A 13,839-nucleotide genomic window follows, 5' to 3' on the forward strand; every position below is an offset into this window, starting at 1 on the left:
CTTGTGCTATAACCCTATAAATTAACTTACATTTTGTTGATTTGGATATTTTTTTGGTCCTGTTTTTCATATACAATTTTACAAATTACCATGAAAATAAATAAAGGGAATTAAAGATGAGCTTTAATCTGGGTTACTTAGCGCTTTTGTTAAGTTTTATTATTGTCACAGGGTGTGGTGGTGGAGGCGAAAGTGAAGAGACTAAACAAACGCTAAACTCTGCGGTGATCAATGCTATTAATATTACTGGCACATGGGCTGAAGGGGAATTATTAAATGCCGCTGTAGACTGTACAGAGTGTTTAGCTTCAATGAATAAGTTTAGCTGGTCAATTGATGGCAAGAACATATCGAATACAGATAGTTACCTGTTAACTTTTGCTGATCTTGATAAAAAAATACGTATTGATGTCTCGTCCAGCAATACTACTAATTTAATTGCCAACGCCTACCAAATAATAACAGCTGAATATAAAAATCATGTCGCTCACATATACTCTAACGTTAGAGCCTTTGCCGCGCTTAAGCTTGATGGTTCGGTTGTTACTTGGGGTGAAAGCTCTATAGGGGGTAATAGCGATAATGTCGAGCTAACCAATGTCAGCAAAGTTTTTTCTAATGATGGTGGATTTGCCGCATTGAAAAATGACGGTTCAGTCATTAGCTGGGGCTTACTGCCAACGTCTAGTCGCATCAATCCTTTATTGGTCGATGTAATAGAAATTTATGCGACAGATTATGCTTTCGCGGCACTTAAAAAAGATGGTTCAGTCGTCACTTGGGGCAATACGGAACATGGCGGGGACAGTAATGCTGAAGTTTTAACTGATATAAGTCATATTTACGCGACTACTTCAGCTTTTGCAGCACTAAAAAATAATGGCTCAGTGATTACGTGGGGAAAAGGTGATCGAGGCGGAGACAGTAGCAAAGTCACGCTGAACAATGTTAAAGATATTTACTCGACAAATTCTGCCTTTGCAGCACACAAAACCGATGATTCAATAGTAACTTGGGGCGGAGGCACTTTCTCAAACAGTGAACCTGTCATTCTAGAAAATGTCAGTAAAGTATTTTCCAACCCGTTTGCTTTTGCCTTCCTAAAAACTGATAACTCAGTAGAAACATGGGGGCATATTGACTACGGCGGTATCAGTAACGATATTCCATTAAATAATATAGTGAAAGTTTTTTCTACTGATACTGCATTCGCAGCACTAAAAAAAGATGGCTCAGTAGTGACATGGGGAGACAATAGTTACGGCGGCGATAGTAGTCATGTAACTCTAAACGATATTTCTACCATTTACGCGAATGCTTTTGCATTTGCAGCGCTGAAAACAGATGGCACTGTTATAACTTGGGGGTGGAACACTCGCGGAGGCGATAGCACTGCAGTAGATTTAACGAACGTAGTAAAAATATTCTCAACAATAAATGCCTTTACTGCTCTCAAAGCAGATGCTTCAATTGTAACTTGGGGCGAGATAAACTCAGGAAGTGACAGTAGTATCATTGACCCCAGCAACATAACAAATGTTTATGCGACAAATAATGCTTTTGCCGCATTAAAGAAAGACTGGACTGTAGTTACATGGGGACATAGAAATTATGGTGGCGATAGCAGCACAGTAGCAGATAAGCTTACTCCAACAGTAGAAATTATTGTCAGTGATACAGACTTGCCCTAGGAGTTTACTTAACCTGAGCTTTGAATAACAAGTGCTGTTTATCGCTCAAGTTACTTACCTTTATGTATAAAAGAGATTAATTGAAGCCTGATCTTTCTTGGTCATTTTACTCACCACCAATAAATAAGAGTTATCTATCATGCGTTCAATTTCGCCTTGTGGAATTGAGCCATCAAGAATAACTGTGTTCCATTGCGCCTTATTCATGTGGTAACCAGGTATAACTGAGGCAAAAATATCTCGCAGCATTGTGGCTTCATCAGTGTCACATTTTAGATTAATACAATAATGACCCGCCATTTTTCCTTCAGTGCCTTTTTCATTGCCTTTTCCCAATGCTAGCGTCGCAAACATTTTATTTTTCACTTTAAAAACAGAAACATCATCACCAAAAGGAAATGCTTCAACAGTTTCTGGTTTTGCAATAAAATATTTGCGTACTAAATGATGATCCATGCTTTATGCTCAAAATAAAAAGATGATAGCAACATATCTTATTCTTCATAAAAAGCAAAACTATCGCAATGACTTTTCTCAACATAGCTTCGGATTTTAAAATAAGGCTAGAGAGTCAGTAAAAGTCCCTCTAGAATAGTAAAAAACACCTCAGAATTTTATTTATTATGAATAGATACATGAATGTAAAGCAGGTGCTACGCGTGATGCTAGCAGTATGCATTACCATGCTAATGATGACTTCCAAACCCAGTTTTGCTTTAGGTAAGCTGGGTCACCAGTTAACTTGCCAACTCGCCTTTGAGCAACTGCGCCCTAAAAGCCAGCAAAAAATAATACGCTTGCTTAATACCATGCCAGCTAAAGCTTTGGCACACTTAAACAAATATAACCATAGCGAAAGTAAAGCACCAATGACTTACGCTAAGGCTTGTACTTGGGCTGATGCCATTAAAAAAGAATCAAAGTTTGAACGCTTCAAATCATGGCACTATATCAATGTAAAGAGAGATAAATCATTTATAGATAGAAAAAGTTGCCGTAATAACTGCGTCACTCAAGCCGTTATCTATCATCAAGAACAGTTAACATCATCAAGAAGCGAGCAACAGAAACGACAAGCCTTAATGTTTTTAGGTCACTGGCTTGGTGATATTCATCAGCCATTACATGTGAGCTTTGCTAGTGACTTAGGTGGTAATAAAACGAAAATTATCTTTCAAGATGATAAGTGTACCAATTTACATTGGGTGTGGGACCAGTGCTTGCTCACTGAGCAAGTTGAGACAAATGATGATCAAATACGTTATGAGTATTTATACCAGAAGCTCTCGAAAATATTAAATAAAAACAAGAAAAATGGTAACGTAGAAAAGTGGAAAACTGATGATATTTATCGTTGGGCGAGTGAGTCCATTACTCTTGCTCGACTACCAAAATTTGGTTATTGCACCACGACCAAGGATAATCATTGCAAAGTTAATGCACCGCGGCCATATCAATTAATGAATGACTACCAAAAATATTTCGCTCCCGTTATTAATGAGCGCATCGTTAAAGCAGCAGTAAGGCTAGCTCACCGTTTAGAGCAGTCTTTGTAAGCTGGCTTCATTTAAGTAAGGCCAGAAATGATTTAAGGAGGAAATTACCTCCTTAAATTACTCAAGCTTAGTCACTATTGATTCTATTTCTCAGGTTTTTCCATACAAAGAAAGTTGATTATCGGTAAGTAACGAGTGTCGGAATCGTTAAAATATTTTTGCCAAAACGTTTCAATCCGATATAAATCGATAAAAACACTAAAACTATAATCGCTAAGGTCATTGACGCATGTAGCGGCTCGCTTGCCAGTAAAGCAATTTGAAAGCTCGCGGTGGCTGCCAAGTAAGCCAAGCTAAAACTCCATAGCGCGGCAAAAACCGCCCAGCGTGTGCCAACTTCATTCTTAATCGCCCCCATCGCTGCTGCACATGGCGTATAGAGTAATATGAAGAGTAAATAGCTAAATGCGCCTATCTTGCCAGCAAAAGCTGCCTGCATAATAGTAATGGTACTTTCTGCTACACCTTGTTCTTCTGCTGCAGCTTCAATACTCGACACATCGCCAATATCGGTACCCAAAGGGTCATCGGCTTCTATACCTTGCAAATTATCTGAAATACTGCTGATAGCTTGCTGCCAAAGATCACCTAATGAATCCGGCTCAGCTGACTCCTCAGATGTCGGAGAATACAAACTATTAAATGTTGCCACTAAAGCTTCTTTGGCAAACAGCCCGGTAATGATGCCAACACTTGCCTGCCAGTTATCTTCTTTAACCCCCATAGGAATTAGTAAAGGTGTAACAACTTGCGCGCTTTTACTCAATAAAGAATCCTGGCTATCGTGATGACCAAATTCACCGTCAGTCCCTAATGAATTAAAAAAGTTTAAAATACACACAACCACAACGATGGTTTTGCCTGCACCAAAAACGAAAGAGCGTGTTCTTTGCCACACCCGCTGCAATAAAAAGGATAACTTAGGCCATTCATAAAGAGGCAATTCCATAATATTGATTGAATTTCCTCCCATTAAAATGGTTTTCTTCAACATTAAGCCGGTAAAAAGTGCAGCAGCGATACCAATGAGATACAGCAAAAATACAATATTTTGCCCAGACTCTGGAAAAAATGCTGCAGCAAATAAAGCGTAAACAGGTAAGCGAGCGCCACAAGACATAAATGGCGACATCATCACCGTGGTAATTCTTTCTCGTTCATTATCTAAAATTCGGGCTGACATTACTGCTGGTACAGTGCAACCAAAGCCAACAATTAACGGCACAAAAGCTTTTCCAGGCAAACCTATTTTTTGCATTGCCGTATCCACTACGAAAGCCGCTCTGGCTAAGTAACCACTGCTTTCCAGTAGTGATAAGCCAATAAATAAACAGGCGATAACTGGAATAAAAGTCGCTACAGTTTGAATGCCTAAGCCAACACCACCTAATATCGTAGTAAGCCAAGCAGGTAAATCAAAGGTACTTAAAAAGTGTAACGGGTAATCAACAAATATTGCACCAGCTAAAATGTCGAAAAAGTCGATAAAAGCGCTACCAACATTAATGGCAAACATGAATAACAGATACATCATGCCAAGGAAAATAGGAATACCGAAAACTGGATGGAGCATCCAATGATCAAGCTTATTGCTAAAACTATTATTTTCAGTCGGCTGAACTGTTATCTCACTTAATAGTTGCTCAATAAAGGCATACCGAGCTTGCATAACCGCCATCGCTTTTTCATCACCTAATTGACAGGTTTCTGAGCTTGCACATGCTTGGCGCTCTAACGTGATTGGCATACCTTGAAAATCAGCTAATATGTTTGGCAAAACTAATAAGTGCCGTTCTTTTCGTTTAGTTGACGCACTTGCCAATGCTTTATTTAGTGCCTGACCTGCGCCTTTACTGGTGCTATTTTCAGTTACTACAGGACAACCTAGCGCAAGAGAAAGCCCATTTACATCGATATCTTCTGCTTCTTTGCGATCACTCTTATTTAATACCACCACCATCGGTAAGCCCAACTCTAGTAGTTGGGTAGTCAAATACAGTTGACGTTTGAGCTGTGTCGCATCAATAACATTTATTAAGTAATCTATGCTTTGTTGCTTAATAAAGTCTTGAGTAATTGATAAATCTTTCCCCTGTTGATTACGCTGCGCTAATGAGCTCACACCAGGTAAGTCAGTTAACAATGTAGCTTTACTATTGAGCTGGCATTGCTGTTGTTTTGAGGCAACTGTTACGCCAGTCCAATTACCTGTTTTTTGCTTCGCACCCGTTAAGGCATTAAATAACGTGCTTTTACCTGAATTAGCAAAACCAACCAAAACAATATTTTGTTCTACCATTAGCTCAATAACTCTACTTTGATTTGCTTAGCAATATCACGTGGCAAACACATTTTAGTACCATGTAAATGGAAGGCAAGTGGGCCATTAAAAGGCGCTTTATGGGCTAAGGAAATAGTTGTTTTTAAAGCGAAGCCTTGCTCGATCAGTTGTGTGCTTAAACTAAAATTTTCAGGAAGAAAACAAATGCGAGCTTGCTGATTTACAGGTAATTCGGATAAAGTCATAACGCCCTAACAAACGATAATAATTAGCATTTAATAATACTAAAACAAGAGTAATGCAACAACATAATAACTCCCCCTATTCATGTATACTTGTTTTAGTACATGAATAAGGCATAAATAGCATTAAATTGACTATTTTTTCATTAAAATATTGACGCTCAATTTCTGTCACAGTGAAAAATTTTTCCAGCCCAAGTCGCCTTTATTCTTTAACAACTCGGCTAAAATTTAACTTACAATATAACTATACTAAAAAGAAAAATTTAAGCTAAAAACAAAAACATCAGTAAAAAGAGATACTTCAAAACCAATGTTTTCGTAGTGTATATCTAATGTTGGCGCCACAATAGGCGTAATTCCTAGTAATTGGAAAGCATTATCTTCTTTACTATATCCGCTGATTCCCCCAACACGCAACCCCAAATCAATCCAGTCATTCCAATAATACTTGGTATGCTGCGCAACAACGTAGGAGCGGTCATTAAAGCTATTAATCATCGTCGATAGTTCTAACGTTTTATACTTTATTCCCCAAATATAATTATCCTGATTCCTATCCTCTGTGGTGGTGTGGTAGGTCCAACCCGCATAAGTAACTGTGAAATCCTTGCTTTGTGAAAATACATCAAAAGAGTAAAATAAGAATATCGCTATTAAGAAAAAACGTAGCATTACAAACCAATAAATATACCTGAACAATAATTTATTTATAATACGCAGCTAAGTGTATAAGAAATGTCCCTATCATGATTTAATAATCTCAAAGTGTTAAATCAAAGTTTCAGTTGTTTAATTGTGCATAATTTACTCCGTTAATCGTTATTTTTTATATTTTTCAGAAACAATTTAATAAACTATATCCTGTCGTCAGTAAAACTGTCATATTATTGAACTAAAGGGGAAAAATTTAATGAAAGCTATCAGAGTCTGCTATTACGACTGTTAATGTCCGTATTCAGTTATCTATCATTGGCCGTTAACACGTTAATTATATCAATTTCCATGAAGCTCCCCCGCACCAAACCAAGTAATAAAAGGATATTCAATGAAAGCACTTTTTGCTCTGCTACTTATGTGTATAAGCACATTAAGTTTTGCAGTTGAGCAGGCCGAAGAAATTTTCAAGCAATTGGCTCCCTCACTTTATCAAATTCGCTTGATTGACAAAGCCAGTGGTGAAAAGTCATCGATCGGTTCGGGGTTTCAAATTAGTAGTGATGGGCTGATAGCCACTAACTATCATGTTATTTCAGGCTATGCTCGTCATCCTAATAAATACAATATTGAATATCTAGACAATGAAGGCAACCAAGCAGCATTATCGTTAAGAAGTGTTGATGTCATTAACGACTTGGCTATTGTTCAACGTGATGTAACAAGTGAAATGTCATTTTTTGACATCGCAGAATTAGCCCCAGCTAAGGGGGAAGAATTATATTCACTAGGTAACCCACATGACTTAGGCATGATAGTGGTTCCTGGCACTTATAATGGTTTAAAAAATGAATCATTTAATGACCGCATTCATTTTACTGGCTCTGTTAATTCAGGCATGAGTGGTGGTCCAGTCGTCAACAAGAACACTCAAGTGGTTGGTATTAATGTCGCGACATCAGGTAACCAAATTGGTTTCTTAGTACCACACGATAAACTTTTAGCACTTTACCAAGCCTATAAAGTTGGCCCTCCTGAAAGCATTGAGCAACAAATGGCTGCGCAACTAATGCGCAGCCAAGACAAACTCATCACGACCGTATTAAATAGTAACTGGCAACTAAAGCAACTAGGTAGAGGGTTAATTCCAACCATCGACGTACCTTTTATTCGTTGTTGGGGTGAGTCGAATTCAGACAAAGCGGATGCACAAATTATGGCAGCAGTAGCCAATTGTGATCTTGACGAAAATACCTTCATTTCTTCAGATTTTTTCACTGGTTCTTTAGAAATGGAATATCGCTACATGGAGTCGAATAAAATAGGCAGTACTAAGTTCTATCATATTTTCGAGCGTCAGCTTAATCAAGTCGCTCCAGGTAATAAAGCCGGTAAAGATGATGTTACTGAATATCAATGCCACCACGATATCGTCGAACCAACAGACAGCAATATAAATAACAAAGCGGTTTTTTGTACCCGTGCTTACAAAGATTTTCCTGAGCTTTTTGATGTTATGTACATAGGTATTTCCATTGACCACGAGCAATACGCTCTACTAAGTCACTTTACTATTTCAGGGGTTGCTCAAGATACCTCTCTCGCCTTTTTGACTAAGTTTATGGAGTCGGTCAAATGGAATTAATTATTGAAGAAATTACCTACGGTCATAAATTGCTGGGTCGCCATAAATTTTCATCAAATAATATCACCATAGGTCGTGGCTACGATAACGACGTTATTATTAGTGACCCACATGTTTGTGCTGATCACCTGCAATTACACTTTGACGGCGAACATTGGTTTGTCAACGATCAAGGCTCTATCAATGGTAGTTACCTTGAAGGTAGAAAAAACAACATTATTCAGCACAAAATACAGTCTGGCGATATTATTAGCATCGGTAAAAGCCAAGTTCGCTTTGTATTTCCTAATCACCCAGTTGTTGAAAGTGTCACTATTAGCCCATTTGAGAGTATGATCAATTTAGCTCGTCATCCTTTTGTATTAGCGTTGAGCATGCTGCTATTCGCCAGTATTGCCTGTTGGATTATTGATTTAAATAATGCTAAAGAAGTAACCGCGTTTCAGTTACTGGTACCAACTATTGGCTTAATGTTAGGCTTTGCATTATGGCCTGCTTGCGTGGCATTAGTTTCACATTTGACCAAGCACGACGCTCATTTTTGGACGCAAATTGGCATTAGCTTTATCTTTTTTAACTTGATGTGGCTAAGCGACATTTTTGAAAACATCGTGCAGTTCAATACCTCAAGCAACTTCTCAATGATTTGGTTAATTACTATCATTCCATTAGTATTGGCTTTTGGTTTATTTTGGCTGAACTGCTATGTCGGTTTTCATATGACTCCACGTCGTCGAAATGTAGTGTCGGTTGGTTTAGTCGTATTACTGTTCGGGGGCAGCTTTGTGATACAAATGAGTAAAAAGCCTGACTTTAATCCTCGCCCGCAATTTAACACTACCATTATGTCACCAAGCTTTTTGTTTACGCCGAGTAATAATGTACAGTCTTTTGTTAGCGACAGTTCAGCACTCTTTGAACAAGCAGCCAAAGCCGCTGAGAAAGATAAAAAAGATTAATAATGAGAACAGAAACAGCGACGTGATTTGTACTGACTGTTCATGTACTCATATGTTTTTATATAATTATAAATCTCTAAGGGGATAAAATAAGCAATTACATATGTCGCTCAAAACATCCATTTTATCTCTACATATCATTTACTCTGAACATAAAAATTCTAAGTCACTTTAGGTTTTTATGTTCAGACCTAAGCTTACTCTCTTGCATCAAAAGTGCCACCATCCTTTAAGCCACAACAACGACGGATACTCTAGTGATTTAACCAAGTTTCAAGGTATTTATAACACTTACATTTGCGGTGTATTCACGTGAAGTGATTAGGATTCAAATGTTCTTCTCCTTATAAAATGGGCACCATCCACCTTTCAATCAACTGCTAATTTCTATTGGGTAGACTGATAAATATTCTAATTTTTAATTAGCAATCGCATTCCAATAATCAAACGTATATCATTGCAACATTTTCGCATTTAAGCGTTCTATAAAATTTTGATGAATAACAAACCAATGCCCTATCAACCTCTTTTATCAAGTCCAACCAAAATCGCAATTATTGGTGGTGGTGTTGCCGGATCTACTATTGCGTTGCGCTTTGCTGAACTTGGACTCGATACAACGTTAATCGAAAAAGGCCCGAGTTTGATTAATGGTCCGCCCATGTGTCATTTACATGCGGGAGGGAATTTATATCGAGAAATTTCTGACGAACAATGCCTTATATTGCTCAAGCAGTCGATCGATACCGCCAAAGTTTACCCTTCTTGCATAAACGTAAGACCCACAATCATTGCATTACCTAAAACAGATAAAGGTCAACCTGAGGACTTATTACCTAGGTTAGAAAAACTACGTGTAGAATATGAAAGATTGGTAAGCGATGACCGATCTAATAAAGTTATTGGCGAACCTGCAGACTACTTTCAATGCTTTACTCGGGCTGACATTGCCCCTTTGGTTGGTCAGACTATTCCAAAGACCGCACAATGCTCAAGCGATTGGCTCATAGCTTTTGCCAATCATACTAATTTAGACGCCATTAAATTTCCTATCGTGCTGGTACAAGAATATGGCATGTCTGCTTTTCGTTTAGCAGCGATAGCAACATTAGCCATTGAGCGCCTCGCCAATTGTCATTTGCAAACGAATCGTAAGGTAGTTGCGATGTCAGCACAAGTAGATCATTTAGGTTGGCATATAACCACAGAGGATAACAATAGCGGCAGGCAGCATCAGCAAAAATTTGACTATGTAATCAATGCTTGTGGTTTTAAAAGCGGTGAAATTGATGACATGCTAAATACCAAACGAAAACGTATGGTAGAGTTTAAAGCGGCCTATGTAGCGCACTGGCCACAATACCAAGGTGCATGGCCAGAAATCGTGTTTCATGGTGAGCGTGGAACACCGCAAGGTATGGCACAATTAACGCCCTACCCTAACGGATATTTTCAGCTACACGGCATGACTCAAGATATTACCTTGTTCGAACAGGGTTTAGTCAGTAGCTCGGCCAACAGCGCCCAGCCTAAATTAGCGCCTAAATTTATTAAAAAAATTGACAAACAATGGCCAGCCCAATTAGTAAACCATCGTACTTTAGGCTCTATTGGCCATATTGCGCAATATATTCCAAGTTTTAGCACCGCAACAGTTGCAGCCAAGCCTTTGTTTGGCGCACAACAAATCCCAGGACAAGATCCCAACTTGCGCGCTGCAGACGTGTCATTCGACAGTAAACACTATGCCCGCGCCGAAATAGTCAAAGCCTCTTCAGCATTAGACGCCGCTGATGCAATTTTAGCTGACCTAGTCTGTTGTGAACTAATTGAGGAGTCTGCATTGACTCCCCCTTATAAGCATCACTACTTTCCGGTTAGCCAGCAAAGCAGCGACACCGATGTCACAAAACGGGCGATAGAGCTCGCCGAACAGCGTGAATACCCGAGTTCTCTTGCACTAAATTTTTAGGACTTAAAGACAGCAACAAATTGACCAAAGTTATCAAAGCACCAGTTTGGTTGGTACTGACTGATATCTTCACCATAATTGTAACCGTAGGTTAGTCCCACACTTGCCATGTCTGCCGCCTGAGCCGCTAAAATATCATTTTTAGAATCACCAATCATGACACATTGTTCAACCGTCACCGCCAATTTATTCATCGCTCCAAATAAAGGCTCTGGATGTGGTTTTCGTACTGAGAACGTATCACCGCCGATCAGTACTTCAAACATATCACCTATTTCTAAACCATCTAAAATAGGCTGAATAAATTGCTCGGGTTTATTAGTAATAATGGCGAGTCGATAGCCCGCTTGCTTTAAACTGATTAAGCCATCACGCACGCCGTCATACAAAACAGAGTTGACACAAACACATGCTTTATAATGTGCTAAGAACTTGATTAACGCGTTTTCCGCATAAGCATTATCAAGTGTTTCATCAATTTCTGCTGAACCTGACAAGGCCCGTTCTGTTAACACTTTAGCGCCATTACCCACCCAACTACGAATCGTGTCTTCGTCAAATTCAGCTTTGTTTAAATCACTTAACATTCGATTTATCGCTAACGCGAGATCTGGAGCGCTGTCGACTAAAGTGCCATCTAAGTCAAATAATAATACGTTTTTATCTTGTAGTTTCACTGTATCTCCGCAAGTTATGTCCATACATACTTTTTTAAACAACAAAAGACCAATTACTAAACAATAAGTAATTTGAATAACAAAAATTTTTATCCATTATATTAAGTAAGCAAAAAAAATGGCTATTCACTTCCATGAATAGCCATCATTAAATTTAATAATAAAATCTAAGGCTTAGCGATAAAGCCAATGGCTTGATAAACCTCAGCAAGTAATTTACTTGCACGAGCAGACGCTTTTTCAGCACCTTTACGCATCACTTCATCTAAGTAGGCTTGGTTATTGCGAATTTCATGATAACGCTCTTGAATTGGCGCTAATAAAGCTACAACGGCTTCAGCAACATCGCCTTTTAAATGACCATACATTTTATCTTCATACTCAGGTACAAGTTCAGCAACTGTCTTACCTGTTGTACATGATAAAAGTGATAGTAAGTTAGAAACTCCCGGCTTTTCAGCAATATCAAAATAGATATTGGCCTGTTCGTCTGAGTCAGTTACCGCACGTTTAATTTTTTTGGTAATTTTTTTAGTATCTTCTAACAAACCAATAAAATTGCCAGGATTAGTATCAGACTTCGACATTTTCTTCGTCGGCTCTAATAAACTCATTACACGCGCACCAAATTCAGGAATATAAGGTTCTGGTACCTTAAACGTTTCACCATGTAAGTTATTAAAGCGTGTTGCAATATCACGCGCTAATTCTAAATGTTGTTTTTGGTCATCGCCTACCGGTACTTGGTTAGCACCGTATAATAAAATATCTGCAGCCATTAGTACTGGGTAGGTAAATAAGCCTGAGTTCATATTCGCTTCAGACTTTGAAGACTTATCTTTGTACTGAGTCATACGGTTTAATTCACCCATTTGGGTGTAACAGCTTAAAACCCAGCTCAATTGCGCATGTTCAGGCACATGCGATTGAATGAAAATGGTACTTTTTTCAGGATCAACACCACAAGCCAAATACAAAGCTAAACCGTCTAAAGTCGCTTTACGTAGTTCTTCGGCCTTAGGACGAACCGTAATCGCATGCTGATCAACCAACATGTAATAACATTCATGGCTGTCTTGCATGCTTACCCATTGCTTTAACGCACCAAGGTAATTACCAATAGTTAATTCGCCTGATGGCTGACAGCCGCTTAATACAATAGGTTTGCTCATTTGTTATCCTTCAATTTTCTTTATTTAAATAGCTTGAGTTAAAATAGTGACTTACTTTACTGTTGCTAACTACTTTACTGTTGATAACTCCGCACGCATGTCATCAATAGCAACTTTATAATCTGGTTTTGAGAAAATGGCTGAGCCAGCAACAAACATGTCTGCGCCTGCTTTAGCAATTTCTGCAATGTTATCTGCTTTTACACCACCGTCTACTTGTAAACGAATATCGTAACCACTGGCATCAATTTTTTCACGCACTAAGCGTAATTTGTCTAAGGTAGTCGGAATAAAAGATTGACCGCCAAAGCCAGGATTTACTGACATTAATAAAATAACATCGAGCTTATCCATAACAAAATCTAGAATGTGTAATGGTGTTGCAGGGTTTAACACTAGGCCTGCTTTACAGCCGTTGTCTTTAATTAGCTGTAGTGTTCTATCAATATGATCACTCGCTTCAGGGTGAAAAGTAATAATATCAGCACCCGCTTTAGCAAAGTCAGGAATTAAGCTATCAACTGGCTTTACCATTAAGTGAACGTCGATTGGCGCCGTAATGCCGTAGTCTCGTAATGACTTACAAATCATTGAGCCAAAAGTAAGGTTTGGCACAAAGTGATTGTCCATTACATCGAAATGAACAACATCAGCGCCTGCGCTAAGTACATTTGCAACATCTTCGCCCAAACGAGCAAAGTCTGCAGATAAAATTGATGGAGCAATTAAAAAATCAGACATAGTGAGACCCTCGATAAAATCAGCGCTACTTTAACTTAATTAGGCAAATTATGCGACTGAGATTCAGCACATTATCAGCAATAGCTCACTTTACTGAGCATTTTTTATCAACTTTTCACTGACTGTAATCACTAGCCATGCACTTGTTTTGTACATAAGCATTTATTCTTGCACCAATTCAGCACAATCAGTCAACACCAACCTATGATAACCAACAAAAGCAAACCGCTTAACACCATGATATTA

The 13,839-nt window shown here is 38.5% G+C and carries 12 protein-coding genes; 5 read left to right on the forward strand and 7 right to left on the reverse strand.

Features of this window, described 5'->3' with window-relative positions; genetic code table 11:
* Nucleotides 1-116 precede the first annotated feature (116 nt).
* Entirely contained in the window at nucleotides 117-1,691 is a 1,575-nt protein-coding gene (locus B7C41_RS17875) for an RCC1 domain-containing protein (protein WP_085300345.1), read from the forward strand.
* Nucleotides 1,692-1,751: 60 nt separating this feature from the next.
* Here B7C41_RS17875 and B7C41_RS17880 read toward each other — a convergent pair whose 3' ends face one another.
* On the reverse strand, nucleotides 1,752-2,147 hold the full coding sequence (locus B7C41_RS17880) for an MmcQ/YjbR family DNA-binding protein (RefSeq protein ID WP_085300346.1): 396 nt from the start codon (nucleotides 2,145-2,147) through the stop codon (nucleotides 1,752-1,754).
* Nucleotides 2,148-2,326: 179 nt separating this feature from the next.
* Here B7C41_RS17880 and B7C41_RS17885 point away from each other — a divergent pair, with 179 nt between their 5' ends.
* Nucleotides 2,327-3,247 (forward strand): S1/P1 nuclease, encoded by a 921-nt coding sequence (locus B7C41_RS17885; RefSeq protein WP_158089160.1) that lies wholly within the window; start codon nucleotides 2,327-2,329, stop codon nucleotides 3,245-3,247.
* 118 nt (nucleotides 3,248-3,365) lie between these two features.
* Here the strand turns inward: B7C41_RS17885 and feoB are convergent, their stop codons facing one another.
* The 3 genes from feoB to B7C41_RS20450 form a co-directional block, all read right to left on the reverse strand.
* Entirely contained in the window at nucleotides 3,366-5,546 is a 2,181-nt protein-coding gene (gene feoB, locus B7C41_RS17890; RefSeq protein WP_085300348.1) for a ferrous iron transport protein B, read from the reverse strand.
* Entirely contained in the window at nucleotides 5,546-5,773 is a 228-nt protein-coding gene (locus B7C41_RS17895; protein ID WP_085300349.1) for a FeoA family protein, read from the reverse strand. The genes feoB and B7C41_RS17895 overlap by 1 nt, the downstream gene beginning before the upstream one ends.
* A gap of 249 nt (nucleotides 5,774-6,022) precedes the next feature.
* Complete coding sequence (locus tag B7C41_RS20450) at nucleotides 6,023-6,445, reverse strand: hypothetical protein (protein WP_235839773.1); 423 nt, start codon at nucleotides 6,443-6,445, stop codon at nucleotides 6,023-6,025.
* A 373-nt stretch (nucleotides 6,446-6,818) separates the two neighbouring features.
* Between B7C41_RS20450 and B7C41_RS17905 the strand changes: the two genes are divergently transcribed.
* The 3 genes from B7C41_RS17905 to B7C41_RS17915 all read left to right on the forward strand — a co-directional run bounded on the left by B7C41_RS17905 (nucleotide 6,819) and on the right by B7C41_RS17915 (nucleotide 11,003).
* Complete coding sequence (locus B7C41_RS17905) at nucleotides 6,819-8,072, forward strand: S1 family peptidase (RefSeq protein WP_085300350.1); 1,254 nt, start codon at nucleotides 6,819-6,821, stop codon at nucleotides 8,070-8,072.
* A complete protein-coding gene (locus B7C41_RS17910; protein ID WP_085300351.1) occupies nucleotides 8,063-9,031 on the forward strand; it encodes an FHA domain-containing protein in 969 nt (322 codons plus the stop codon). Before B7C41_RS17905 ends, B7C41_RS17910 begins: the two co-directional genes overlap by 10 nt.
* A gap of 496 nt (nucleotides 9,032-9,527) precedes the next feature.
* Nucleotides 9,528-11,003: an NAD(P)/FAD-dependent oxidoreductase gene (locus B7C41_RS17915; RefSeq protein ID WP_085300352.1), complete on the forward strand. Its 1,476-nt coding sequence runs from the start codon at nucleotides 9,528-9,530 to the stop codon at nucleotides 11,001-11,003.
* Here B7C41_RS17915 and B7C41_RS17920 read toward each other — a convergent pair.
* From B7C41_RS17920 to rpe, 3 genes are all read right to left on the reverse strand, one after another.
* Entirely contained in the window at nucleotides 11,000-11,680 is a 681-nt protein-coding gene (locus B7C41_RS17920; protein ID WP_085300353.1) for a phosphoglycolate phosphatase, read from the reverse strand. The genes B7C41_RS17915 and B7C41_RS17920 overlap by 4 nt on opposite strands.
* Nucleotides 11,681-11,847: 167 nt before the next feature.
* The gene (gene trpS / locus B7C41_RS17925) at nucleotides 11,848-12,852 is read right to left on the reverse strand and encodes a tryptophan--tRNA ligase (protein ID WP_085300354.1); all 1,005 of its coding nucleotides are present in this window, start codon (nucleotides 12,850-12,852) and stop codon (nucleotides 11,848-11,850) included.
* A gap of 69 nt (nucleotides 12,853-12,921) precedes the next feature.
* Entirely contained in the window at nucleotides 12,922-13,593 is a 672-nt protein-coding gene (gene rpe, locus B7C41_RS17930) for a ribulose-phosphate 3-epimerase (RefSeq protein ID WP_085300355.1), read from the reverse strand.
* Nucleotides 13,594-13,839 lie beyond the last annotated feature (246 nt).

This window comes from Cognaticolwellia mytili (genome assembly GCF_002104475.1).
Taxonomy (GTDB): Bacteria; Pseudomonadota; Gammaproteobacteria; order Enterobacterales; family Alteromonadaceae; genus Cognaticolwellia; species Cognaticolwellia mytili.